At 67.3% G+C, this 23,857-nt stretch carries 31 protein-coding genes and 1 pseudogene; 26 read left to right on the top strand and 6 right to left on the bottom strand.

The window, feature by feature from the left end:
- Positions 1-69: 69 nt before the first annotated feature.
- The 6 genes from crtY to H7692_RS10795 are packed head-to-tail and all read left to right on the top strand — an operon-like array spanning position 70 to position 5,355.
- Positions 70-1,227, top strand: a complete 1,158-nt coding sequence (crtY, locus tag H7692_RS10820) for a lycopene beta-cyclase CrtY (RefSeq protein WP_222136862.1) — start codon at positions 70-72, stop codon at positions 1,225-1,227.
- Positions 1,224-2,702 (top strand): phytoene desaturase, encoded by a 1,479-nt coding sequence (locus H7692_RS10815; protein ID WP_222137343.1) that lies wholly within the window; start codon positions 1,224-1,226, stop codon positions 2,700-2,702. Before crtY ends, H7692_RS10815 begins: the two co-directional genes overlap by 4 nt.
- 31 nt (positions 2,703-2,733) lie before the next feature.
- On the top strand, positions 2,734-3,315 hold the full coding sequence (locus H7692_RS10810; protein WP_222136861.1) for a TIGR00730 family Rossman fold protein: 582 nt from the start codon (positions 2,734-2,736) through the stop codon (positions 3,313-3,315).
- Positions 3,315-4,274, top strand: a complete 960-nt coding sequence (locus tag H7692_RS10805; RefSeq protein ID WP_222136860.1) for a phytoene/squalene synthase family protein — start codon at positions 3,315-3,317, stop codon at positions 4,272-4,274. Before H7692_RS10810 ends, H7692_RS10805 begins: the two co-directional genes overlap by 1 nt.
- Positions 4,271-4,840, top strand: coding sequence for a nicotinamide riboside transporter PnuC (gene pnuC / locus H7692_RS10800; protein WP_227340161.1), 570 nt, complete (start codon positions 4,271-4,273; stop codon positions 4,838-4,840). The genes H7692_RS10805 and pnuC overlap by 4 nt, the downstream gene beginning before the upstream one ends.
- Positions 4,837-5,355, top strand: coding sequence for an AAA family ATPase (locus tag H7692_RS10795; RefSeq protein WP_222136859.1), 519 nt, complete (start codon positions 4,837-4,839; stop codon positions 5,353-5,355). Before pnuC ends, H7692_RS10795 begins: the two co-directional genes overlap by 4 nt.
- Positions 5,356-5,375: 20 nt before the next feature.
- Here the strand turns inward: H7692_RS10795 and H7692_RS10790 are convergent, their stop codons facing one another.
- The gene (locus H7692_RS10790) at positions 5,376-6,749 is read right to left on the bottom strand and encodes a M20/M25/M40 family metallo-hydrolase (RefSeq protein WP_222136858.1); all 1,374 of its coding nucleotides are present in this window, start codon (positions 6,747-6,749) and stop codon (positions 5,376-5,378) included.
- Positions 6,750-6,898: 149 nt separating this feature from the next.
- Complete coding sequence (nth, locus tag H7692_RS10785) at positions 6,899-7,555, bottom strand: endonuclease III (RefSeq protein WP_222136857.1); 657 nt, start codon at positions 7,553-7,555, stop codon at positions 6,899-6,901.
- A 182-nt stretch (positions 7,556-7,737) separates the two neighbouring features.
- Between nth and H7692_RS10780 the strand changes: the two genes are divergently transcribed.
- Complete coding sequence (locus tag H7692_RS10780) at positions 7,738-8,181, top strand: hypothetical protein (protein WP_222136856.1); 444 nt, start codon at positions 7,738-7,740, stop codon at positions 8,179-8,181.
- 54 nt (positions 8,182-8,235) lie between these two features.
- Here H7692_RS10780 and dapB read toward each other — a convergent pair whose 3' ends face one another.
- Positions 8,236-8,961: a 4-hydroxy-tetrahydrodipicolinate reductase gene (gene dapB, locus H7692_RS10775; RefSeq protein WP_227340160.1), complete on the bottom strand. Its 726-nt coding sequence runs from the start codon at positions 8,959-8,961 to the stop codon at positions 8,236-8,238.
- 123 nt (positions 8,962-9,084) lie between these two features.
- Here dapB and H7692_RS10770 point away from each other — a divergent pair, with 123 nt between their 5' ends.
- On the top strand, positions 9,085-9,789 hold the full coding sequence (locus H7692_RS10770) for an NAD-dependent deacylase (protein ID WP_222136854.1): 705 nt from the start codon (positions 9,085-9,087) through the stop codon (positions 9,787-9,789).
- A gap of 125 nt (positions 9,790-9,914) precedes the next feature.
- On the opposite strand, the gene H7692_RS10765 is transcribed toward H7692_RS10770, so the two are convergent.
- Positions 9,915-11,423 (bottom strand): YifB family Mg chelatase-like AAA ATPase, encoded by a 1,509-nt coding sequence (locus H7692_RS10765; RefSeq protein WP_222136853.1) that lies wholly within the window; start codon positions 11,421-11,423, stop codon positions 9,915-9,917.
- 164 nt (positions 11,424-11,587) lie between these two features.
- Here H7692_RS10765 and H7692_RS10760 point away from each other — a divergent pair, with 164 nt between their 5' ends.
- From H7692_RS10760 to H7692_RS10710, 11 genes and pseudogenes are all read left to right on the top strand, one after another.
- Complete coding sequence (locus H7692_RS10760) at positions 11,588-12,292, top strand: TetR/AcrR family transcriptional regulator (RefSeq protein WP_227340159.1); 705 nt, start codon at positions 11,588-11,590, stop codon at positions 12,290-12,292.
- Positions 12,293-12,362: 70 nt separating this feature from the next.
- Positions 12,363-12,797: a VOC family protein gene (locus H7692_RS10755; protein ID WP_222136851.1), complete on the top strand. Its 435-nt coding sequence runs from the start codon at positions 12,363-12,365 to the stop codon at positions 12,795-12,797.
- 22 nt (positions 12,798-12,819) lie between these two features.
- Positions 12,820-13,038, top strand: coding sequence for a DUF4287 domain-containing protein (locus H7692_RS10750; protein WP_227340158.1), 219 nt, complete (start codon positions 12,820-12,822; stop codon positions 13,036-13,038).
- Between the two features lie 24 nt (positions 13,039-13,062).
- On the top strand, positions 13,063-14,040 hold the full coding sequence (locus H7692_RS10745; RefSeq protein WP_227340157.1) for an alpha/beta fold hydrolase: 978 nt from the start codon (positions 13,063-13,065) through the stop codon (positions 14,038-14,040).
- Positions 14,041-14,066: 26 nt separating this feature from the next.
- A complete protein-coding gene (locus H7692_RS10740) occupies positions 14,067-14,735 on the top strand; it encodes a glutathione S-transferase family protein (protein ID WP_227340156.1) in 669 nt (222 codons plus the stop codon).
- A 43-nt stretch (positions 14,736-14,778) separates the two neighbouring features.
- Positions 14,779-15,126, top strand: a pseudogene (locus H7692_RS10735) (DUF1428 domain-containing protein); the annotation flags it as partial.
- Between the two features lie 18 nt (positions 15,127-15,144).
- Positions 15,145-15,498, top strand: coding sequence for a DUF1428 domain-containing protein (locus H7692_RS10730; RefSeq protein ID WP_227340467.1), 354 nt, complete (start codon positions 15,145-15,147; stop codon positions 15,496-15,498).
- 20 nt (positions 15,499-15,518) lie between these two features.
- Entirely contained in the window at positions 15,519-16,319 is an 801-nt protein-coding gene (locus H7692_RS10725; protein ID WP_227340155.1) for a VOC family protein, read from the top strand.
- Positions 16,320-16,367: 48 nt separating this feature from the next.
- Entirely contained in the window at positions 16,368-16,868 is a 501-nt protein-coding gene (locus H7692_RS10720) for a VOC family protein (RefSeq protein ID WP_227340154.1), read from the top strand.
- Between the two features lie 33 nt (positions 16,869-16,901).
- A complete protein-coding gene (locus tag H7692_RS10715; protein WP_227340153.1) occupies positions 16,902-17,363 on the top strand; it encodes an SRPBCC domain-containing protein in 462 nt (153 codons plus the stop codon).
- A 115-nt stretch (positions 17,364-17,478) separates the two neighbouring features.
- On the top strand, positions 17,479-18,255 hold the full coding sequence (locus H7692_RS10710; RefSeq protein ID WP_227340152.1) for an alpha/beta hydrolase: 777 nt from the start codon (positions 17,479-17,481) through the stop codon (positions 18,253-18,255).
- An 87-nt stretch (positions 18,256-18,342) separates the two neighbouring features.
- Here H7692_RS10710 and H7692_RS10705 read toward each other — a convergent pair whose 3' ends face one another.
- A complete protein-coding gene (locus H7692_RS10705; protein WP_319796436.1) occupies positions 18,343-18,459 on the bottom strand; it encodes an entericidin A/B family lipoprotein in 117 nt (38 codons plus the stop codon).
- A 264-nt stretch (positions 18,460-18,723) separates the two neighbouring features.
- Between H7692_RS10705 and H7692_RS10700 the strand changes: the two genes are divergently transcribed.
- From H7692_RS10700 to H7692_RS10670, 7 genes are all read left to right on the top strand, one after another.
- Positions 18,724-19,035: a PGPGW domain-containing protein gene (locus tag H7692_RS10700; protein WP_201928304.1), complete on the top strand. Its 312-nt coding sequence runs from the start codon at positions 18,724-18,726 to the stop codon at positions 19,033-19,035.
- Positions 19,036-19,136: 101 nt separating this feature from the next.
- Positions 19,137-19,271 carry a 50S ribosomal protein L34 gene (rpmH, locus tag H7692_RS10695; RefSeq protein WP_003046693.1) on the top strand — a complete coding sequence of 45 codons (135 nt, stop codon included), beginning with the start codon at positions 19,137-19,139 and terminating at the stop codon, positions 19,269-19,271.
- Between the two features lie 29 nt (positions 19,272-19,300).
- Positions 19,301-19,639, top strand: a complete 339-nt coding sequence (gene rnpA / locus H7692_RS10690; protein WP_222136841.1) for a ribonuclease P protein component — start codon at positions 19,301-19,303, stop codon at positions 19,637-19,639.
- A 151-nt stretch (positions 19,640-19,790) separates the two neighbouring features.
- Positions 19,791-20,003, top strand: a complete 213-nt coding sequence (gene yidD / locus H7692_RS10685) for a membrane protein insertion efficiency factor YidD (RefSeq protein ID WP_201928306.1) — start codon at positions 19,791-19,793, stop codon at positions 20,001-20,003.
- 42 nt (positions 20,004-20,045) lie between these two features.
- Positions 20,046-21,803 (top strand): membrane protein insertase YidC, encoded by a 1,758-nt coding sequence (yidC, locus tag H7692_RS10680; RefSeq protein WP_222136839.1) that lies wholly within the window; start codon positions 20,046-20,048, stop codon positions 21,801-21,803.
- Entirely contained in the window at positions 21,800-22,447 is a 648-nt protein-coding gene (gene yihA, locus H7692_RS10675; RefSeq protein WP_227340151.1) for a ribosome biogenesis GTP-binding protein YihA/YsxC, read from the top strand. Before yidC ends, yihA begins: the two co-directional genes overlap by 4 nt.
- 114 nt (positions 22,448-22,561) lie before the next feature.
- Positions 22,562-23,233, top strand: coding sequence for a glutathione S-transferase family protein (locus tag H7692_RS10670; RefSeq protein ID WP_222136837.1), 672 nt, complete (start codon positions 22,562-22,564; stop codon positions 23,231-23,233).
- 72 nt (positions 23,234-23,305) lie between these two features.
- Here H7692_RS10670 and H7692_RS10665 read toward each other — a convergent pair whose 3' ends face one another.
- Positions 23,306-23,776 (bottom strand): cupin domain-containing protein, encoded by a 471-nt coding sequence (locus H7692_RS10665; RefSeq protein WP_201928309.1) that lies wholly within the window; start codon positions 23,774-23,776, stop codon positions 23,306-23,308.
- Positions 23,777-23,857 lie beyond the last annotated feature (81 nt).

Here is a 23,857-nt window from a genome sequence, read left to right as displayed (position 1 = left end):
GCGCGCGGGAATGGGCCTGTCCATGCAAAAGCAATAGCCCCCGCGCCGCCGCACCGCTAGGGCTGACGCATGACCGCCGCCCCGACGCCCGACTGTGACATTGCCATCGTCGGCGGCGGGCTTGCGGGCGGGCTCGCCGCGCTCGCGCTCGCCGGACGGCGCCCCGACCTCGACGTGCGGCTGGTCGAGCCGGGGCCGGTCGGCGGCAATCATCTCTGGTCCTTTTTCGATGGCGATGTCGCACCCGGCGACCATTGGCTCGTCGCGCCGCTGATCGGCCATCGGTGGGAGGGTTATGACGTCGCCTTTCCCGGCCATCGGCGCGGCCTTGCGATGCCGTACAACAGCATCGAAAGCGAGGCACTCGCGCGCGCGGTTGCGGCGGCGCTGCCCGCCGAGCGGGTGATTGCGAAGCTGGCGTGCGAGCTGACGCCGGGGCGCGTGCGGTTCGACGATGGCGGCGTGCTGACGGCGCGCCACGTCATCGACGCGCGCGGCGTCGGCGACCTCAGTGCGATCGACTGCGGCTGGCAGAAGTTCGTCGGGCAGGCGGTGCGTATCGAGGGCGGGCACGGGCTCGACCGCCCGATCGTCATGGATGCGCGCGTCGAACAGATCGACGGTTATCGCTTCGTCTATTGCCTGCCCTTCGATGCCGAGACGGTCTTTGTCGAGGATACCTATTACAGCGACGATGCCGACCTCGACGTCGCGGCGGTGCGCGAACGCATCGCCGATTATTGCGCGGCGCAGGGCTGGGCGGTCGACGCGGTGGCGCGCGAGGAGGTCGGCTGGCTTCCCGTGGTGATGGGCGGCGACTTCGCCGCGCTGTGGCCTGCGGAGGACGCAGTTGCGCGGATCGGGGTGCGCGCGGGGCGCTTTCACGCGACCACCGGCTATTCGCTTCCCGACGCGGTGCGCACGGCGGCGGCGCTGCCGACGCTCGTCGACCGGCCCGATTTTGCGGCGAAGCTGCGCGCCGATGCCGCCGCGGCGTGGCGGCGCCAGCGTTTCTATCGCCTGCTCGCCGCGATGCTGTTCCGCGCCGCCGATCCGGCCGAACGCTATCGCATTTTCGAGCGCTTCTATCGCCTGTCGCCCGCGTTGATTGCGCGCTTCTATGCCGGGGCGTCGACGCGGCGCGACATGATGCGCGTGCTTTCGGGCAGACCGCCCGTAGCGGTGGGGCGCGCCATTGGCGCCATCAAGGATCTGAAATGGCTGTGACAAAACGGGCAATCGTCATCGGCGCGGGATTCGGCGGACTCGCGCTCGCGATCCGGCTCCAGTCGGCGGGGATCGCGACGACGATCGTCGAGGCGCGCGACAAGCCAGGCGGGCGCGCCTATCACTGGAAGCGCGACGGCTTCACCTTCGACGCGGGGCCGACCGTGATTACCGATCCGCCGTGCCTCGAGGAATTATGGGCGCTGAGCGGGCAGGATATGGCCGCCGACGTCGATCTTGTCCCCGTCTCTCCCTTTTACCGCCTCGACTGGCCCGACGGTTCGACCTTCGACTATTCGAACGACGAGGCTGCGCTCGCCGCGGAGATCGCGCGACTGAACCCCGCCGATGTCGAGGGCTATCGCCGCTTCCTCGCCTATTCGAAGGGGGTGTATGAGGAGGGCTATGTGAAGCTCGGCGCGGTCGCCTTTCTCGACTTTGCATCGATGCTCCGCGCCGCGCCCGCGCTCGCCAAATATCAGGCATGGCGCAGCGTCTATTCGATCGTCTCCTCCTATGTGAAGGACGAAAGGCTGCGGCAGGCGCTGTCGTTCCACACGCTCCTCGTCGGCGGAAATCCGATGACGACGAGCAGCATCTATGCGCTCATCCACACGATCGAGAAGGAAGGCGGCGTCTGGTTCGCGCGTGGCGGCACCAATGCGCTCGTTGCGGCGATGGTGCGATTGTTCGAACGGCTCGGCGGCACGCTGCGCCTCGGCGATGCGGTGACGACGATCGAGACGCAAGGCGACCGCGCAACCGGCGTCGTTACCGCGAGCGGCTGGCGCGGCGACGCCGACATGGTCGCGTGCAACGGCGACCTGATGCACAGCTATCGCGACCTGCTGGCGGGACACGCCCGCGGGCCGAAGGCGGCGAAACGCCTCGCGCGCAAGCGCTGGTCGCCGTCGCTGTTCGTCGTCCATTTCGGGGTGGAAGGCGATTACCCCGATATCGCGCACCACAGCATCCTGTTCGGACCGCGCTACAAGGGGCTGCTCGACGATATCTATCGGGGCGGCGTGGTTCCCGACGATTTCTCGCTCTACCTCCACCATCCGAGCGCGACCGACCCCGGCATGGCGCCGCCCGGACATGCAAGCTTTTATGCGCTCGCGCCCGTCGCGCACCTCGGCAAGGTGCAGAAGGACTGGGACGGCGCATTCGGCGAGCGCTTAGCCGACGCGATTCTGGAGGAGGTCGAGCGGCGCGTGCTCCCCGGCCTCGGCGCCAATCTGGTGACGCGCTTTCACTATACGCCCGCCGATTTCGACCGCGACCTGTCGGCACATCTCGGCAGCGCGTTCAGCCTCGAGCCCGTGCTGTGGCAGAGCGCCTGGCTGCGCGCGCACAATCGCGACGATGCGATTTCCAATCTTTACTTCGTCGGCGCGGGGACGCATCCGGGCGCGGGAATCCCCGGCGTCGTCGGCAGCGCGAAGGCGACGGCGCGTTTGATGTTGGATAAATAGTTCCGTTCGATCGAACGGGTAAGGGAAGTTTATGAATCGTCTTGCCGTCTATTGCGGGTCCGCGACCCCCGATGATCCCATTTACATCGAAACCGCGCGCCATGTCGGCCGCACGCTTGCCGAGCGGGGCATCGGCGTCGTCTATGGCGGCGGGCGGCTCGGGCTAATGGGCGCGGTCGCCGATGCGGCGCTCGCGGCGGGGGGCGAGGTGATCGGGATCATTCCCGACGCGCTCGTCGGCGCCGAGGTCGCGCACCGCGGCTGCACCGAATTGCACGTCGTGTCGGGGATGCACGAGCGCAAGAAGATGTTCACCGACCTGTCCGACGGCTTCCTGACGATCCCGGGCGGGGTCGGGACGATGGACGAGCTGTGGGAGGCGATCAGCTGGGCGCAGCTCGGCTATCACAGCAATCCGGTCGGGCTGCTCAACGCCGCGGGATTCTTCAACGACCTCATCGCCTTCAACCGGCGGATGATCGATGTCGGCTTCATCCGTTCCGCGCACGCGGGGATTCTGATCGTCGATGCGGGGCTCGACGAGCTGCTCGACAAGATGAAGAGTTACAAACCGCATCAGACGATTTTCGCGATGAAGGCCGAAAATCTCTGATGGAGGCCGGCGCCCCCTACGATGCGGACGCGCTTCACGGTTTCGCCTATGACAGCATCGCGCAGGGGTCGAAGAGCTTTGCGCTCGCAAGCCAGCTTTTCGAGCGCACGACGCGCGAGCGCGTGTGGCTGCTCTATGCCTGGTGCCGCGCCGCCGACGATCTGACCGACGGGCAGGATCATGGCGGGGCGATGCAGTCCGGGCACGATGCGAAGGCCGCGCTCGCGCGCATCCGCGCGCTCACCGACGCCGCCTGGCGCGGCGAGCCGACGGGCGAGCGGGCGTTCGACGCGCTCGGCCTGTTGCTCACCGAGGTCGAAATTCCGCGCGCGGTGATCGACGACATCATTGCGGGGTTCGAACTTGACGCCGACGACTGGCGCCCGCGCAGCGAGGCCGACCTGCTGCGCTATTGCTACCATGTCGCGGGGGCGGTCGGGGTCGCGATGGCGCTGGTGATGGGGGTCGCCCCCGACGACGAGCGCACGCTCGACCGGGCGAGCGACCTCGGCATCGCGTTCCAGCTGTCGAACATCGCGCGCGACGTTGCCGAGGATGCCGCCGCCGACCGCTGCTACCTGCCCGTCGACTGGCTGGTCGAGCTCGACATCCCGCCGGGGCAGCATATGCACCCCGCCTTTCGTTCGCGCCTCTCGGTAATGGCGCGCTGGCTCGCCGAAATGGCCGAGGAATATGAGGCGTCGGCGCGCTGGGGCGCGCGAAAGCTGCCGCCGCGCAGCCGCTGGGCGGTGCTCGCCGCGACCGGCATCTATGGCGATATCGCGCGCGAGGTGCGGCGGCGCGGCGACCATGCGTGGGACCATCGCGCGCGCACCTCGGCGTGGCAAAAGCTCGGCTGGGTCGCGCGCGCCGGCTGGTCGGTGCTGCGCCGCCCGCCGCAGCGGCGGATCAGCCGCGAGGGATTGTGGACGCGCGCGCGGGAGGCCGCGGCCGAATGAGCCCGATCGAGTGGCTGGCCGCACTGCTGGTGCTCGTCAACGTCGCACTCGTCGCGCTGCGCAGCATCTGGAACTACCCCATCGCGCTGGTCGCCGTAAGCCTTTACGCCGTCGTCTTCTATGAGGCGCGGCTGTACAGCGACATGCTGCTCCAGGGCTTTTTCTTCGCGCTCAACCTCTATGGCTGGGCAAGCTGGACGCGCGCGCGCAGCGACGCCAGCATTCCCGTCGGCTGGATGACGCGGCAGGCGCGGCTGGCGTGGGGGTCGACGACGATCGTCGCGTGGTTCGGCTGGAGCTATATGATGTTCCGCTATACCGATGCCGCGGCGCCGTGGATCGACGGCGCGATCGCGATGTTCAGCATCACCGCACAATGGCTGCTCGCGCGGCGGCGGATCGAAAGCTGGTGGTTGTGGATCGCCGTCGACCTGATCGCCGTGCCGCTGTTTGCCTCGCGCGGCCTTTATGCGACGAGCGCGGTCTATGTCGTCCTGCTCGGCCTCTCGATCGACGGGCTGATCCAGTGGCGCCGCGCCGCGGGTTCCGCCACCGTCGCGGCATGACGCGCCACATATGTCTTCACGGTGCCGAAAGCACCGGCAAGTCGACGCTCGCGTCGCGCCTCGCCGCGCGGCTCGGCGGCGTCGTGGTCGGCGAGTTCGGCCGCGACTATTGCGAAGCCAATGGAACCAGCCTCGACGCGGGCGACCTCCTCACCATTTTTCGCGGCCATATCGCCGCGACCGAAGCGGCGCGGGCGGCGAAGCCCCGATGGCTGGTGTCCGACACCGATCCGCTGATGACGCAGGCGTGGGCGGTCATGCTGCTCGGCGAGCGGCTTCCCGAAATCGATGCGTGGGACGATGTCGCCGACCTCTATCTCGTCCCCGACCTCGACCTGCCGTGGCGCGACGACGGGACGCGGCTGTTCGGCAGCGAGCTTGCGCGGCGCCGGTTCATGGACGTCGCGATCGCCGAGCTCGACCGGCGCGGGCTGCAATGGGTCCGCATCGACGGCGAAGGCGACGCCCGGCTGGCCAGCGCGCTCGCGGCGGTTGCCGCTGCGGGCCTCGGCTGAACGCAGCCGGTGCGACCGCGCTATTTCGACAGATCGCGCAGCAGGCTGTCCCAATGCGCAAGCGCGGGCGCGATGGCGTCGACGGGGACGCGTTCGTTGAGGCCGTGGGCAAAGCTGTCGCTCGCCTTGGAAAACAACCCCGCAACGCCGTAGCTCGGGACGCCGTGCATCCGGAAATGATAGCTGTCGGTCGCCCCCGCGCTCATCGCCGGGATGATCGGCAGGCCCGGCGCGCGTGCGTGGACCGCCTTGCGCACCGCCGCCATGACATCGGCGCGGAGCGGTGAGGCGTCGCTGGCGCTCGCGTCGGGATCGGTCTTTACGGCGATCGCCGAGTCGCCGATCACGCGTTCGAGCTCGGCGCGCACCGCCTCGACCGCAACGCCCGGAAAGATGCGGCAGTTGATGTTCGCGGTCGCGCGCTGCGGCAGCGCATTTTCGGCATGGCCGCCGTTCACCATGGTCGGGACGCAGGTCGTTCCGATCTGGCCGACATATTCGGGCTCGGCACGGATCGCGGCGATCGCGGCGGCATCGGCAGGGTCGGCGGCAAATTTGCGGAGCGCGTCGCCCATCGCGCCGCCGATCTGGTCGGCGACGATCGGCAGCCCTGCCTTCGTCAGTTCATTCTGCTGCGGCGCGAAGCGATAGGCGCCGACCATCGCGAGCGCGCTCGACAGGCGGACGATCGCATTGTCATATGTGGGGCGCGAACTGTGCCCGCCGGGGTTGGTGATTTCGAGCGTGAAGTCGGCATAGGTTTTCTCGCCCGCCTGCAGCGCATAATATTTGGGCCGCCCGTCCTCGCCGATCAGCCCGCCGCCGCCGTCGCCGTTGAGCGCTATTTCGGCATGTTTATACTTTGCCGCGAGCGCGCGCGTCGTCACCATCTCGGTCTCTTCGTCGCCGGTGAGCAAAAGGACGATCGAGCGTTTGGGCCGAAAGCCGTCCTTTTTGAGCTGCGCGAGCGTCGCGACCATCATCGCGATGTCGAACTTGTTGTCCTCCGACCCGCGCCCGAAAATATAGCCGTCCTCCTCGACCGCGACGAAGGGGTCGCGCGTCCAGTCCTTTGGGTCCGCCTCGACAACGTCCATATGACCGAGCAGCAGGATTGGCTTGTCCTTGCCCGTCCCGTGCAGCGTGACGGCCAGCGTCGCGGTCTCGCCCATCGGCGTGATTTCGATATCGGCGTCGGCAAAGCCGGCCGCCTTCAGCACCCCGGCATAATAGGCCGCAAGCTCGGGCACCTTGCCGCGACCCGCGACGGTAGGGATAGCGATACTGTCCTTGAGGATCGCCTTGGCCGCGTCGGGATCGGCGGGCCGGGCGTGAGCAGGCGCCGCGGCGAACAGCGCGGCGGCGAGGGCGAGGGGGGCGGAGATGGTACGCATCGGCGGACTATGGCGCGCGCTTTGCGAAGGGCAAGGGGATATTGGACGAACGTTCAAGTCCGTCACCCGGACTTGATCCGGGGTGACGAGGGCGCTGATGGACAGCGGCTCCCCCAAGTCTCCAGGCGTCAGTGCACGCCTGAAAACCTTCACGCCCCCCGCTTCGCCTTCGGCGCCGGCGTCTTCGGTTTATAGCGGCAGAGGTCCGCCACCGGGCAGCGCCAGCATTCGGGGGTGCGCGCCTTGCAGATGTAGCGGCCGTGGAGGATCAGCCAGTGATGCGCGCCGACCCTAAACGGAGCGGGCGTGTCCTTTTCGAGCCGCTTTTCGACCGCAAGCGGTGTCTTGCCGGGGGCGAGGCCGGTACGGTTGCCGACGCGGAAGATGTGGGTATCGACGGCGAAGGTTTCGGCGCCGAACGCGCAGTTCATCACGACATTGGCGGTCTTGCGCCCGACGCCGGGGAGTTCGACGAGCGTGTCGCGGTCGGCGGGAACCTGTCCGCCATGGTCGCGGACGAGGATTTCGGACAGCGCGATGACATTTTTTGCCTTCGCGTTGAACAGTCCGATCGTCTTGATATGCTCCTTCAGCCCCGCTTCGCCGAGGTCGAGCATCGCCTGCGGCGTTTCGACCTCCCGAAACAGCCGCCGCGTCGCCTTGTTCACCCCGACGTCGGTCGCCTGCGCCGAAAGCACCACCGCAACGAGCAGCTGGTAGATATTGCCATATTCGAGTTCGGTTTCGGGGCTGGGGTTGAGCTCCGCAAGACGGCGGTAGAATTCGAAAGTAGCGTCTTTCTTCATGGTGCGCCCTGGCCCGGTCCTTGCTGGCCCGGGCCGGGATTTGACTCGGGCGGCAGGAGGCCTAGCCTCTCCCCACCTTGATGGCGAGTCGCGCTGCGACTCCCGCACGCAAGATTCGGCACCGGGGCGACCGGACAAGAGGGCCAGGGGGGCTCTCGTTCCGGCCTTTGGAGGACCAGACCATGAGCTATGTTTTTAAGGCGGCCCTGTCGGCCGCAGCGATGTCGTGCGCCATTTCGGCGCCGGCGGCAGCGCAGAACTACCCCTTCACGCCGGGCAATTATGTCGAGGTCGCGATGATCGACGTCGCCGACGGCGGTGGGCTGCAATATGCCACCTTCCTTGCCGACCAATGGCGCAAGTCGCAGGAGTTCGCGAAATCGCAAGGCTGGATCGTCAGCTATGCTGTGTTCAGCAATTATAATTCGCGGCCCGGCGAGCCCGACCTTTATCTGTCGGTCACTTTCCCGAACATGCCCGACGGCGCCGAAGACGAACGGCGCAATCAGGCATATCGCGATTATATGAAACGGACCGACGCGCAATTGTCGGCCGAATCGGGCGACCGCGCCAAATACCGGACCGTCATGGGCAGCTTTCTGCTGCGCGAGATGAAGTTCAAATAGGCTACGCCCGACGCGAGGGGGCGGTTTGCGCCGTCCCCCTTTCGCGCGGGAAAATCAGAGCCCGAGCACCTGCGGCATCGTGTAGCGCCCCGCCTTTTGGTGGATCAGCCAGAGCGCCGCGCGAACCGCGCCGCGGGCAAAGATCATGCGGTTTTCGGCGCGGTGCGCGAGCGTAAGCATTTCCTCCGGCCCGGCAAAGATCACGTCATGGTCGCCCGCGACTGTGCCGCCGCGCAGACTCGCAAAGCCGATCTTGCCGTGGCCGCGCGCGCCGGTGACGCCGTCGCGCCCGCGTTCCGAGCATTTCGCAAGGTCGATACCGCGCCCTTCGGCAGCGGCCTCGCCAAGCAGCAGCGCGGTGCCGCTCGGCGCATCGACCTTGTTGCCGTGGTGCATTTCGAGGATCTCGATATCCCAGTCGGCATCGAGCCGCGCCGCCGCCTCGCGCACCAGATGCGCGAGCAGCGTGACGCCGAGCGAGGTGTTGCCCGTCTGGAGCACCGCAATGTCGCGCGCGGCATCATCGATCAGATAATGGTGCCGCTCTTCGAGTCCCGTTGTCCCGATCACAATCGGTTTCTTCGCCGCGACGCACGCGTCGAGCGTCGCTTCGAGCGCGGCGGGCGAGGAGAAGTCGACGAGCACGTCCGAGCGCGCCGCAAGCTTCGCGACATCGCCGCCCTTGTCGACGCCATGATGATGCTGCCCCGCTTCCGAAATCGCGGCGACGAGCGCGATGCCCATCCGGCCCTGGCTGCCGACGATGCCGATGTTGGTCATGATCCCCTCGCTTTCCCGTCCCCCTTAGCGCCTCGGGGCGCGCCAAGTCGAGCCATCCCGGACGCACTTTGAACCCGGACAGGCATCTCGACTTCGCGCGATGCGAGCAGGTAGAGAGGCGCCATGAGCAATATCCGCAATATCGTCGTGCTGACCGGCGCGGGCGTGTCGGCCGAAAGCGGCATCGACACGTTTCGCGACGCCGGCGGCCTGTGGGAACAGCACCGTGTCGAGGATGTCGCGACCCCCGAAGCCTTTGCGCGCGACCCCGAACTGGTGCTACGCTTTTACGACATGCGGCGCGAGGCGATCCAGACCAAGGCGCCCAACGCCGCGCACGCGGCGCTCGCACGACTCGACGCCGAATGGCCGGGCGAACTGCTGATCGTCACGCAGAATATCGACGACCTGCACGAGCGCGCGGGGGCGAAGCGCCTCATTCACATGCACGGCGAGCATCTGAACGCCTGGTGCACCGGATGCGACGTCCGCAGCCGCTGGACCGGGCCGCTGATCGACCGCCCTGCCTGCCCTGCATGCGGCGCCGCGGGGTTGCTGCGCCCCGACGTCGTCTGGTTCGGCGAGATGCCGTACCGGATGGAGGACATCTATCGTGCCATCAACCGCGCCGACCTGTTCGTGAGCATCGGCACGTCGGGCGCGGTCTATCCCGCTGCGGGCTTCGTGCGCGAGGCGCGCGCGGCCGGCGCGATGACGCTGGAGCTCAACATGGAGCCGAGCCAGGGCAGCCACTGGTTCACCGAAGCGCGCCACGGCCCCGCGACGCAGCTCGTCCCCGAATGGGTCGAGCAGATGGTGGGGGACTGACGCCGCGCGGCGGCGTGAAGGATCCGGTTGCAGGCCATTCCGCGTCATCGCGGACTTGATCCGGGATGGTGAAGCCAAGTGAGCAAACTCCGCTCTCCAACCCAAAGCCGACATCGCTACACGCTTCACGCGCGCGGCGGCTGCCGCCGATAGCTCAGCGCCTCCGCCACATGGATGCGCCCCACGGTTTCGGCGCCGGCCAGATCGGCGACCGTGCGCGCGACGCGGAGCATGCGTGTATAGCCACGCGCCGACAGCCGCATGGCTTCGGCCGCCTGCGCGAGCAGCTTGCGCCCCGGCTCGTCGGGCGTCGCGACCTTTTCCATGAGCTCGCCGTCGATCTCTGCATTGGTACGGGGTTTGAGTCCGGCATAGCGCGCGGTCTGGATCGCGCGCGCCGCGGCGACGCGCGCCGCGACTTCGGCGCTTCCCTCGGCAGGAGGCGGCAGCACCAGGTCGGCGGCGCTCACCGCCTCGACCTCGACGTGGAGGTCGATGCGATCGAGCAGCGGTCCCGACAGTTTCGCCTGATAGTCGGCGGCGCAGCGCGGCGCGCGGCTGCATGCAAGCGCGGGGTCGCCAAGGTGGCCGCAGCGGCACGGGTTCATCGCGGCGACGAGCTGCACGCGCGCGGGGAAGGTGACATGCGCATTGGCGCGCGCGACGCTGACCTCGCCCGTCTCGAGCGGCTGGCGCAGCGAATCGAGCACGCCGCGCTGAAATTCCGGCAGTTCGTCGAGAAAGAGCACGCCGAGGTGCGCAAGGCTCACTTCGCCCGGGCGCACGCGCAGGCCCCCGCCGACGAGCGCGGGCATCGATGCCGAATGATGGGGGCTGCGAAAGGGGCGCGCGCGAACGAGCCGCCCGCCCTCGAGCCCGCCCGCGACCGAGGCGACCATCGACACCTCGAGCGCTTCGCCGGGGGTGAGTTCGGGCAATATGCCCGGAAGGCAGGCCGCCATCAGCGACTTGCCCGACCCCGGAGGCCCCGACATGAGCAGATTATGTCCGCCCGCCGCGGCGATTTCGAGCGCGCGTTTCGCGGTCTCCTGACCCTTCACCTGCGAAAGATCGGCGGTGCGCACCGGCGGCTCGACCTCGCCGGGGACGGGCGGTGCGAGCAGCGCGCTGCCCTTGAAATGGCCGAGCAGCGACAGGAGGTCGGGCGCGGCGATTACCTCGACATTGCCCGCCCATGCCGCTTCGGCGCCTTGCGCGACCGGACAGACGAGCCCGCGTTCGACGCTGCCCGCATGGAGCGCGGCGAGCAGTACGCCCGGCGACGGCGCGACGCGGCCGTCGAGACCGAGTTCGCCGACGACGACATAGGCGGCGAGGGTTTCGGCATCGACGACGCCCATTGCTCCCAGAAGCGCGAGCGCGATGGGGAGGTCGTAGTGCGAGCCTTCCTTGGGAAGGTCGGCGGGCGACAGGTTGACCGTGATCCGCTTGGGCGGGAGCGCGAGGCCGATCGCCGCCAGCGCGGCGCGGACGCGCTCGCGGCTTTCGCCGACCGCCTTGTCGGGAAGGCCGACGACCGCGAAGGCGGGCATCCCCGGCGCGATCTGGCACTGCACCTCGACCCCGCGCGCTTCGAGCCCCAGATAGGCGACGGTCGATACGATCGCGACCATATTCCCCCCGTATCGGCGGCACGATGTGCCCGCTTTGTTCGCGCCTCCTTCTAAGCCGGGCGGCGGGAAGGTCTAGTGTTTTTCGGAAGTTGTCGAAGGTGTCGCGGGGCGTGGGGGCGAGGGCGCATTTGACAACATACCAACTGGTCGGTATGTCGATTCGTATGAGCCCGAATCGCCCCTCGACCCATCCCGCGCAGCAAGGCGCGCCCACGCAGCAAGGCGCGCCCACGCAGCAGGGCGCGTCCCCGCCGCAACAGCGTGCCCCGCGCGGCAGTGCGCGCGACAAGTTGATCGCGGCGGCGCATGCGACGGTGCGCAAGCAGGGCTATGCCGCGACGACGGTCGACCAGATCTGCGCCGCGGCGGGCGTGACCAAGGGGGCGTTCTTTCACCATTTCGCGTCGAAAGAGGCGCTCGCGGTCGCGGCGGCCGAGGCGTGGACCGAACGCGCGCGGCCGATGTTCGAGATGCCGCCGCACACGCGGGCGCCCGACCCGCTCGACCGGCTGATCGGCCATATCGACTTCCGCTTTGCGATGCTCGACGGCCCGGTCGAGGAGTTCACCTGCTTCGTCGGGACGATGGTGCAGGAGGCCTTTGCGACGAGCGAGGCGATCCGCGCCGCGTGCGAGACGAGCATCGCCGCCTATTGCGACGCGCTCGCCCCCGATATTGCCGCGGCGATGGAAGTTTACGGCGCGCCCGAAGGCGTCACCGCGCTCGGCCTGGCCCGGCATATCCAGGCGGTGCTGCAAGGCAGCTTCATCCTGGCCAAAACGACGAACGACCCGGCGATTGCGCGGGAAAGTGTCACCCATCTGAAGCGTTATGTGCGGATGCTGTTCGCACCGCCCGGACCGGCTTGACCCCCGAGATAATTGCCGCGGCCCCGCTTTCCCGCCCACCTGCCCCCGGAAGCCATTGAGGAGAAACGATATGCCCAGGATGATTTTCGTGAACCTTCCGGTCACCGACCTCGACAGGTCGAAAGCCTTTTACGAGGCGGTCGGCGCGGTGAACAATCCCGCCTTCACCGACGAAACCGCGGCGTGCATGGTCGTCGAGGAGGGGGCGATCCACGTCATGCTGCTGACGCATGAAAAATGGGCGCAATTCACGAGCAAGACGATCCCCGACGCGCACGACAGCGCGCAGGTACTGCTCTGCCTGTCGATGGACAGCCGCGACGAGGTCGACGCACAGGTTGCCAAGGCAAGCGCCGCGGGCGGCAAGCCCGACCCGACGCCGACGCAGGACTTCGGCTTCATGTACGGCCGCAGCTTCGAGGACCCCGACGGCCATATCTGGGAAATCATGTGGATGGACCCGGCGGCCGCCAGCGGCGAAGCCCCCGCCGAAGTTGCCGCCTGACCTGTTTGCCGGGAAAAGCGCCATGTCCTTCCAGGCCTATCTCGACAATATCCAGTCCAAAACGGGCCAATTCCCCGATGACCTGCAGGCGCAGGCCATCGACAAGGGCCTGGCCGACGACGCCGGGCTGGCGCCGGGGGTCAAGGCAGGTGCGGTTATCGACTGGCTGAAGGCCGATTTCGGGCTCGGCCATGGTCACGCGATGGCGATCGTCGCGTGGATCAAAGGCAAACGAAGCTGAACCCCCTTTGCAAAGGAATATTGCATGACCTTGCTCTCCCTCCCGCGCCGCCGCACGATCCTTGCCACCGCCGCGCTGCTGTCCACGGTCGTCGCGCTCGGCGCCGCGTCGCCGGCGCTGCTCGCCCAGACCCCCGCCGCGCGCACCGCGGCGACGGCAGAGGCCGCGCCGACCCGGTCGGGCCATGCCGAGGTCGCGGGCGCGCGCTTTTATTACGAGGTGCATGGCGATCTGGCGTCGGACAAGACCCCGCTGCTCGTCCTGCACGGCGCCTTCATGTCGGGCGAAGCGATGCGCCCCTTTGTAACCCCTTTTGTCGCATCGCGCCCGGTGATCACCATCGACGCGCGCGGGCACGGCCGCACCGGCGATATTGGCGGGACGATGAGCTATGACCAGCTTGCCGACGATGCGGCGGGGGTGCTCGCGGCGCTGGGGGTGAAGCGCGCCGATGTCCTCGGCTATTCGATGGGCGGCAGCACGGCCATCGCGCTCGCGGTTCGCCACCCCCGATTGATCGACAAGCAGGTCGTCGTTTCGGGCGGCGCGAGCCTCGACGGCTGGGTTCCCGAAGTCCTTGAAGGTATCGCCAAGCTGACCCCCGAATTTTTCGCCGGGACGCCGATGGAGAGCGAATATAGGCGCCTGTCGCCGACCCCCGACCGCTTTGCGAGCCTGGTCGAAGCGATCAAGCATATCGACGCCGTCCCCTTTGCCTATAGCGACGCGCAACTGCGCGCGATTCCCGGCAAGACGATGATCGTGCTGGGCGACGCCGACGGGCTGACGCTCGACCATGCGGTCAAGCTGTTCCGGCTGCGCGGCGGCAGCGACCTTGCCACCGCGACGCAAGGTTTCATGACCGCGCCGCCCAAGGCGCGCCTGTCGGTCCTGCCCGGCACCTCGCACATCGGCATCATGGCCGAAGCCGCGACGATAGCCGCGCAGGCGCTCCCTTTTCTCGACGAACAGACCCCGCCGATGCCCGAAGGCTTTTTCTGAACCCTGCCCCCCCGAGGAGAGACAAGATGTCCGTTACCCCCGACGCCAATATCGAAATCACCGCATTCGACTGGGTTCCCGATTTCGCGCGCGGCTTTGTCCGCGACCTTCGCCCGCGCTGGGCGTGCGAGGAAATCGGGCGCGACTATTGCGAAAAGCTGATCAGCGCGGTGAACCGCCCCGCCGACCATTATCTCGACCAGCCGTGGGGGCAGGTGCCCGTGCTGCGCGACGGCGAGGTCCAATTGTTCGAAAGCGGCGCGATCCTGTTCCACCTGGCCGAGCAGGACGAGCGGCTGCTGCCGCGCGATCCGCAGGTGCGCGCGACGGTGATCGCGTGGCTGTTCGCCGCGCTCAACAGCGTCGAACCGATGCTGTTCGAACTCGGCAATGTCGATATTTTCGCCAAGGACGAGGAATGGGCCAGGCTGCGCCGCCCCGGGCTGATCGAGCATATTCGCGGGCGGCTGTCGCGCCTTGCCGATGCGCTGGGCGACAATCCCTATCTGGCGGGCGATTTCAGCGTCGCCGACATCGCGATGGCGACGGTGCTGCGCGAGGCGGTCGAGGCGGGGCTGGTCGGCGAGCAGCCGCGGCTTGCCGCCTATCTCGAACGCTGCCTCGCGCGCCCGGCCTTTGGCCGCGCACTCGCGGCGCAGCTCGCCTCGTTCGCCGACGAACCCGCGGCGGCGTGAACCGAGCCGGCTCCATCCCCCCCCCCCCCGAAGGAGAGAAACGATGGCCTATGTTGAAGGATTTGTGGTCGCGGTGCCGACCGCGAACAAGGAAGCCTATCGCAAGCATGCCGCCGATGCGGCGCCGTTATTCAGGGAGTTCGGCGCGACGCGCATGGTCGAATGCTGGGGCGACGATGTTCCCGACGGCAAGATCAACGATTTCAAGGGCGCGGTTAAGGCCAAGGATGACGAGACCGTCGTGTTCAGCTGGTTCGAATATCCCGACAAGGCGACGCGCGATGCCGCGAACGAAAAGATCATGTCCGATCCCAGGATGAAGGAAATGGGCGCCACCATGCCGTTCGACGGCAAGCGGATGATATTTGGCGGTTTTGCGGTGCTTCTGGACGAAGGCCCCGGCAGCGCCATGGGTTATACGGACGGCTATCTCGTCCCCGTTTCGGCCGCAAACAAACAGGCCTATCGCACGCTTGCGGAAAAAATGGCGCCACTGTTCCTGGAATTCGGCGCCACCCGCGTCGTCGAATGCTGGGCCGACGATGTGCCGACCGGCGAAGTCACCGATTTCGCCCGCGCGGTGCATTCGACTGGCGATGAGATCGCCGTCTTCAGCTGGGTGGAATGGCCCGACAAGGCGGCGCGCGTCGCCGGGTGGGCAAAGATGATGGCCGACAATCGGATGCAGGGAGAAAGCGAGCCCGCGCCGTTCGACGGCAAGCGCATGATCTATGGCGGCTTTGCGCCGATCGTCGAAGCCTGATGTCAGGAAAGGAAAGAGCGATGACCGACGCGACCGGCCAGTTCATCTGGTACGAACTGATGACCCCCGACCCCGACGCCGCCGCGCGCTTCTATGGCGCGGTCGTCGGCTGGACGATCGCCGCGCATAGCGATCCCGCCGCGCCTGGCGGCGTCGATTACCGCATGATCGTGCGGAGCGACGGCGGCAACGCCGGCGGCGCGCTGCGCCTCGGCGCCGAAATGATCGCGGGCGGCGCGCGCCCCGGCTGGCTGGCCTATCTGTACGTCGACGATGTCGATGCGGCGGTCGCGGCGATCGCCGCCGACGGCGGCACCGTCCTTATGGAGCCGCACGGCCTGCCCGTCGGGCGGATGGCGATGGTCGCCGACCCGCAGGGCGCGCCCTTTTACGTGATGAAGCCCGTTCCGCCCGAAGGCAAGGAAGGCGCCGAAAGCGACGTGTTTTCGGTGACCGAGGCGCAGCATGTGCGCTGGAACGAACTGTCGACCACCGACCCCGACGCCGCGATCGCCTTTTATCAAAAGCATTTCGGCTGGGGGCAGGAAGGCGAAATGGATATGGGCGAGATGGGCGCCTATCGCTTCATCCAGCATGGCGCGACGGGGATCGGCGCGGTGATGCCGATGACGCCCGAGACCCCGGCTCCCGCCTGGCATTTCTATATCGGCGTCGACGATATCGACCGCGCGGTCGGCGCGGTGGCCGGAGCGGGCGGCAAGCTGCTCCACGATCCGATGGAGATCCCCGGCGGCGAATTTGCAGTGAGCGGCATCGACCCGCAAGGCGCGGCCTTTGGCCTCGTCGGGCCGCGCAAATAGGCGGCGCAAATCCCTCGGCCGAGGGACGAACAAGGATGGAGAGAGACGATGAGCAAGACACCCATGACCTTGTGCCTCTGGTACGAGGGCGATGCCGAAGAGGCCGCGAAATTTTACGCCGACACCTTTCCCGACAGCCGCGTCGGCGCGGTGCATCACTCGCCGACCGACACCCCCGGCGGCAAGGAAGGCGATGTGCTGACGGTCGAATTCACGCTGATGGGAACCCCGTGCCTCGGCCTCAACGGCCCGCCGATTTTCAAGCATAGCGAGGCCTTTTCCTTCATCGTCCACACCGAAACGCAGGAAGAGACCGACCGGCTGTGGGACGCGATCACCGGCAACGGCGGCGAGGAAAGCGTGTGCGGCTGGTGCAAGGACAAATGGGGCGTGTCGTGGCAGATCACGCCGCGCGCGCTGCTCGAGGCGACGACGAGCAGCGACAAGGCCGCCGCGAAGCGCGCGTTCGACGCGATGATGCAGATGAAAAAGATCGACATTGCGGCGATCGAGGCGGCGGTACGCGGCGAAGCCGTTGGCGCGGCCTAGTCCGCGCCCCGCCCTATCCCCAAGGAGAGTAAAATGACCGAATCCCCCCGCGAATTGTCGGTTTCGATCCTGATCGACGCCAGCCCCGAAAAAGTGTGGCAGGTGATGACCGAGCGCGCCGCCGAATGGTGGTGCCCGAAGCCGTGGACCGTGACGCTCGACGCGTTCGACCTTCGCACCGGCGGCCGCTGCGCGATGACGATGCACGGCCCCGAGGGCGAGACGCACCCGAGCGACGGGATTTTCCTGGAGGTCGTGCCGGGTCGCCGCATGGTGTCGACCGACGCGGTGCTGCGCGGCGCCGACGGGCGGCTCGCGCCCGCGGGGCCGTTCATGATCGGCGGCTGGGAAATCGAGCCCGAGGGCGACGGCACGCGCTACACCGGCTGGGCGCGCCACTGGAGCGACGAGGCGCTGAAGCAGCATGAGGCGATGGGCTTCACCCCCGGCTGGACCGCGGTGGCCGAGCAACTGAAGGCGCTGTGCGAGCAATAGCGGGGCGAAATTGCATGCGCTCGCAGCGCCGGGCGCATGTCCCGTATCGCGGTTAACGCTGCGCTGACCCTGCCGCTTTGCCTTTTGGTAGCCGCGCGCACGCGAGGACGGGGGCATGTCCTGGCCGACCGCCCTTCTGCGCACCGCCATCGCCGCCTTCTTCGCCGCGGCAATCGCCTTTGCGCCCGCGCAGGCGCAGCAGGTCGTGACGATCACCACCACCACGACGACATGGATCGAGGTCGACGACGGCGATTTCGGCGCGGCCGATTTCGACGACGATATTTTCGCGGATGACGCCGAGGTCGCGGGCATGGCCGACGCGATGCCCGCGCGCCGCTTTGCCCCCGCCCCGGCGCTCGTCCAGCCGGCGGGCGCGCTCGCGCGTTTCGGTCCGTTCGCGGTCGTCGACGGCCGCACCGCGCGGATGGCGGGCGATGTCGACGGCGCGACGCCGCGCCAGTTCGCGCAGATGATGGCGGCCTTTCCGCGATTGCAGCGGCTCGAGATGGTCGATTGCCCCGGCAGCCTCGACGAAGAGGCGAACCTGATCCTCGCGCGCGCAATTCGCCGCGCGGGGCTGGAAACGCATGTGCCGGGCGGCGGGTCGGTGCGGTCGGGCGCGGTCGAGCTGTGGCTCGCGGGGGTCAGGCGCAGCGCCGCCGCCGACGCCGAGTTCGGCGTCCATAGCTGGGCCGACGAATATGGCCGCGAGGCGCGCGACTATCCCGAAAGCGACCCGGTGCACGCCGAATATCTTTCGCTTTACCGCGAAATGGGGATGGACGACGCCAAGGCGCGCGCCTTTTACGCGATGACCAACGCGACGCCGTTCGACGAGGTCCGCTATCTGACGCGCGACGACATGGCGCGGTTCGTGGCGCTCAACTGAATCGCGTCGCCGCGGCGTTCGCGAACGCCAGTATCGGCAATATGCGAGCGCCAGTCACCCATGGCCGCGCAAACTAGGGTCCTGAACCTAGCAGTTGCCTTCGACTCCGTCAGCGCATTCTCCGACAGATTCAATATCCTTCCCTGCACCTTCGATGGTGTTGCAAGCAGACAGGAAGAATATCGAACCGCTAATTGCGAACATTGTCAGAATCTTTTTCATTCTCTCTCTCCGACAGCGGGGGCGAACCATCTTTGGGGTTCAATATTCCGACAACGGCCGCTTGCATCGATTGTTCCGTCAGCCGGCGTCGCGCTGGCCGAAGCGTTCCAAAAGATCGCCGGGCCGGGGACGGATGGAGCGGTTCGCACGGCATCGAAAGTACCGACGCCGCCGGCGGGGGCGCCGCGCGCCGCGCCGCGCTGCGTTAGCCTTGCAACACGGCGCCGCGTCCCCCACATCGCCCCCATGGCGAAGCGAAGCCTTTATCATCGATTGCGGGCGAATGCGCAGGTGCGCTTTGGCCTGTTCCTGCTCGGCCTGCTGTTGATGCTGACCGGCATCGTGATCGGGCCGCTGCCGGGACCGGGATTCGTGATTCTCTTTCCGCTCGGGCTGATGCTGTGCCTTCAGAACAGCGCGTGGGCGAAGCGCCGCTATGTCGCGTTCAAGCGGCGGCACCCGCGCTATGGCGCGTGGACCGACCGCGTGATGCGGCGGATGAGCGCGGCGCGGCGGCGCGCGCGCCAGCGTATCGAAAGCGCACTGGATGATGATTGACTTTCATCCGCGACTCCCTTATCCGGCCCTCCATTGGCGGCCGCCCGCGTTTGGCGGCCATTTTTCGTTAGATCGAACAAAGAGATTTTGGGGATACCGCGATGAAGCGCACCTACCAACCGAGCCGCCTCGTGCGCAAGCGCCGTCACGGCTTCCGCGCCCGCAAGGCAACCGTCGGCGGCCGCAAGGTCCTGGCCGCGCGCCGCGCCCGCGGCCGCAAGAAGCTGTCGGCCTGATCGCCGACGCTTCTGCGCCAGCGCGTCTGGTGCGAACGCTTAACAAACGCAGCGAATTCCTGGCCGCGAATCGCGGCCTTCGCTTTCCCATGCCCGGCTTTGTCCTGCTCGTCCGCCCGCGCGGCGACGGCGACGACACGCCGGGCGTCGGCTTTACCGTCAGCAAGAAGGTCGGCAACGCCGTCACGCGCAACCGCATGAAGCGGCGATTGCGCGCGCTTGCCCGCGCCGCGATTCCCGACCGCGGGATCGGCGGCGCCGACCATGTGCTGATCGGACGGCCCGGCGGCAACGACATCGTCTTTGCCGAACTGGCCGAACAGCTCGATTCGGCACTCGCGCGCGCGGCGAAGAAGGTGGCGCGGTGATGCCTTGCCCCCCCGCTGCCATTCCCCGTCACCCCGGGCTCGACCCGGGGCCCCGCTCTGCGACGGGGAACAGCGGGACCCCGGGTCAAGCCCGGGGTGACGATATTGGGGACATCTCGTGTGAAGTTCGGCGGATTTCCGGGGTTTTCCCATGATCGCCCGCCTCCTCATCCTGATCGCGCGCGCGTGGCAATTGGGGCCGTCGCGCATCCTGCCGCCGACGTGCCGCTATGCGCCCTCGTGCAGCGAATATGCGATCATCGCGATCCAACGCCATGGCGCGATCAAGGGTGGCTGGATCGCGACAAAGCGGCTAATGCGCTGCCATCCTTGGGGCGGGCATGGCTATGACCCGGTGCCGTAGCGGCGCCTTTCCCGACATCGAAACGAAGAGAGACCGAGAAGCGTGGACGACAAGCGGAACCTGATCGCGGCAATTTTATTGTCGGTGGCGATTCTGATCGGCTGGAATTTCGTGGCCGAGAAATTCTTCCCGACCCCCGAAAAGCCCGACGTGACGACGACGGTCGCCGGCGCCAACGGCGCCCCGGCCACCGCGCCCGCAGCGCAGGGCCAGCCGAGCGGACTGCCCGCACCCGGCGTGACCGCGGCGACCGGGGTCGCGCAGGCGGTCCGCCCGGTCGAGGCGGTGCTGGCGGAAGGAAACCGCATCCCGATCGAGACGCCCAAGCTTGCAGGCTCGATCAACCTCGTCGGCGCGCGCGTCGACGACATCACGCTCACCAAATATCGCCAGTCGATCAAGAAGGACGCGCCGCCGGTGCGCCTGTTCGCGCCCGGCGGGACCAAGGCCGCCTATTTCGCGAGCCTCGGCTGGTCGGCGCAGGGGATCGAGGTTCCGGGACCGAACACGGTCTGGACCGCGAGCGGCGACAAGCTGACCCCCGCGACCCCGGTGACGCTGAGCTGGGCGAACGGCACGGGCCAGACGTTCCGCATCGAATACGCGATCGACGACAATTATCTGATCACCGCGAAGCAGACGATCGCCAATGGCGGTGACGCGCCGGTCAGCACGAGCAGCTTTGCGCTGATCGACCGCTTCGGCAAGCCGTCCGACCCGCACGAGGCCGACAGCTGGACGATCCACGTTGGCCCGACGGGCTATCTGGGCGGCAAGTCGGTGTTCGACATCGATTATGACGACGTCGAGGAGGCCGAGGGGCGCAGCGTCCGGTACAATTCGGCAGGCTGGCTGGGCTTTACCGACAAATATTGGCTCGCGGCGATCGTGCCGTCGAGCGGCGAGCGCGTCACCGCGGCGATCAGCTCGCCGGCCGCGAACAACTATCAGAGCCTGTTCGCGCGCGATTTCACCCAGATTGCGCCCGGCAAACAGGTGACGACCACCAGCCGCATCTTCGCCGGCGCCAAAGAATTCTACACGCTGCAGCGCTATCAGGACGACCTCGGCATCACCCGCCTGTCGAATGCGATCGACTGGGGCTGGTTCGAATTTTTCGAGGTGCCGATCTTCAAGCTGCTCGACTGGCTGTTCAAGCAGGTGAGCAATTTCGGCGTCGCGATCATGATCCTGACGCTGATCATCCGCCTGCTGATGTTCCCGATCGCGCAGAAGCAGTTCGCGTCGATGGCGCAGATGCGCGTCGTCCAGCCGAAGATGAAGGCGCTGCAGGAGCGGTACAAGGAAGACAAGCCGCGGATGCAGCAAGAGCTGATGAAGCTTTACAAGGACGAAAAGATCAACCCGCTCGCGGGCTGCCTGCCGATCCTGATCCAGATCCCGATCTTTTACGCGCTCTACAAGGTGCTGATGCTGACGATCGAAATGCGCCACCAGCCGTTCGCGCTGTGGATCAAGGATCTGTCGGCGCAGGACCCCGCGATGATCCTGAACCTGTTCGGCCTGTTGCCCTTCACCCCGCCGTCGCTGCTCAGCATCGGCCTGCTCGCGGTGATCCTGGGCGTGACGATGTGGCTGCAGTTCCGCCTGAACCCGCCGCCGACCGACCCGGTGCAGGAACAGGTGTTCAAGCTGATGCCGTGGCTGTTCATGTTCATCATGGCGCCGTTCGCGGCGGGCCTGCTGCTCTACTGGATCACCAACAATATCCTCTCGATCGGCCAGCAGCAGTGGATGTACCGCAAATATCCCGCGCTGAAGGCCGCGGCGGCGAAGTGAGCGAGGACAATCTGGACCCGGCGCTGCCCGAACGCGCGCGCAAGCTGTTCGCGGGGCCGATCGCCTTTCTGAAATCGGCGCCCGCGCTCGAGCATCTGCCGAGCCCGGGCGTGCCCGAGATCGCCTTTGCCGGGCGGTCGAACGTCGGCAAGTCGTCGCTGCTCAACGCGCTGACGAACCGGGGCGGGCTTGCCCGCACCTCGGTCACGCCGGGGCGGACGCAGGAGCTCAACTATTTCGACGTCGGCAACCCGCTGGTGTTCCGGCTGGTCGACATGCCGGGCTATGGCTTTGCCAAGGCGCCGAAGGATGTCGTCAGGAAATGGCGCTTCCTGATCAACGATTATCTGCGCGGACGCGCGGTGCTGAAGCGCACCCTGGTGCTGATCGACAGCCGCCACGGGATCAAGGACGTCGACCGCGAGGTGCTCGAGATGCTCGACACCGCCGCGGTGAGCTATCGCCTCGTGCTGACCAAGGCCGACAAGATCAAGGCCACCGATCTCGCCGCGGTCCACGCCGCGACCGAGGCCGAGGCGCGCAAACACCCCGCCGCGCACCCCGAGGTGATCGCGACGAGCAGCGAAAAGGGCATGGGGATTGCCGAGCTTCGCACCGCGGTGCTGGAGGCGGTGGAGAGTTGATCGCTCCCCTCCCGCTTGCGGGAGGGGTCGGGGGAGGGCATGTTGCCTTCCGACGGGCCAATGACAGGCCCTCCCCTAGCCCCTCCCGCAAGCGGGAGGGGAACTGGAGAAACAATGAAACTCTTCATCGGCAACAAGGCCTATTCGAGCTGGAGCCTGCGCGGCTGGCTGGCGGTCAAGCATAGCGGCCTGCCGTTCGAGGAGGTCACCGTCCCGCTCTATGACGAGGACTGGTCGAACCGGCGCGAGGGCGACGAATTCGCGCCGTCGGGCGGCAAGGTTCCGATCCTGTGGGACGGCGACGATATCGTCGTGTGGGACAGCCTCGCGATCGTCGACTATCTCAACGAAAAGACCGGCGGGACGCGCGGCTATTGGCCCGAGGATATGGCGGCGCGCGCGATGGCGCGGTCGATGGCCGCCGAAATGCATTCGGGCTTCGCCGCGCTGCGCCGCGAGCACAGCATGAACATCCGCCGCATCTATCCGGCCGCCGACCTGTCGCCCGAGGTTTCGGCCGACGTCGCGCGCATCCTGAACATCTGGGCCGAGGCGCGCGCGCGCTTCGGCGGCGAGGGCGACTATCTGTTCGGCGACTGGTCGGCGGTCGACATGATGTTCGCGCCGGTGGTGACGCGGTTCATCACCTACTCGATCCCGCTGCCGCGCTTTGCCCTGCCCTATTGCCAGGCGGTGATCAGCCACCCGTGCATGCAGGACTGGATCGGCGGCGCGCAGGCCGAGGACTGGGTGATCGAGCAGTTCGAAGGACCGGGCGGGGCGTAGGGGGCGCTCTTTTCTTACTTCGTCACCCCGGGCCTGACCCGGGGTCCCGCTGCGGGCCGCGCCGCGCCCGACTCACGCCGTCCGCTTCGCCGGATAGGGCGTGCCGTCCTTTTTCGTGTAGCCGCCATCGGCGTTGAACAGCATGTCGATGTCCGAATAGCCGCCCCCGCTGTTATATTTCGCGCCGCCACCGAGCGCGACGAAGACGCAGTCGGCGTCCGATTCGTTGACCAGATGATGGCCGTTGGTGCTGCCCTTGGGCCAAACCGCAATGTCGCCCGCGCGCATCACCGTGCGCCCGTCGTCCTCGACGAGCACCGCCTCGCCCGATATCATCACCACCATCTCGTCCTCGCCATCGTGCCAGTGGCGCTGCGACGACCAGGCGCCGGGTTTGAGCACGACATGGCTCGCGGCGAAGTCGGAAAGGCCCGCAACGGGCGCGAGGCGGCGATACCAGCGCCCCTGCACGGGTTCGTCGAACGGCGGCGGATAGCCGGTGGCGTTGGTCTGCGGAATCGAATCGAGGTCGAGCTTGGGCATGGGCGTTCCTCCCTTCCCTCTTTGCCGGCCGCATCGCGCGAAGTCGAGATGCCCCGCGCCAACGCATCTCGACTTCGCGCG

This window comes from Sphingopyxis sp. P8 (assembly GCF_020622175.1).
Classification (GTDB): domain Bacteria; phylum Pseudomonadota; class Alphaproteobacteria; order Sphingomonadales; family Sphingomonadaceae; genus Sphingopyxis; species Sphingopyxis jiangsuensis.
Note: the sequence above shows the minus strand (reverse complement) of the source record. Positions and strands in the feature narration are given on the sequence as shown.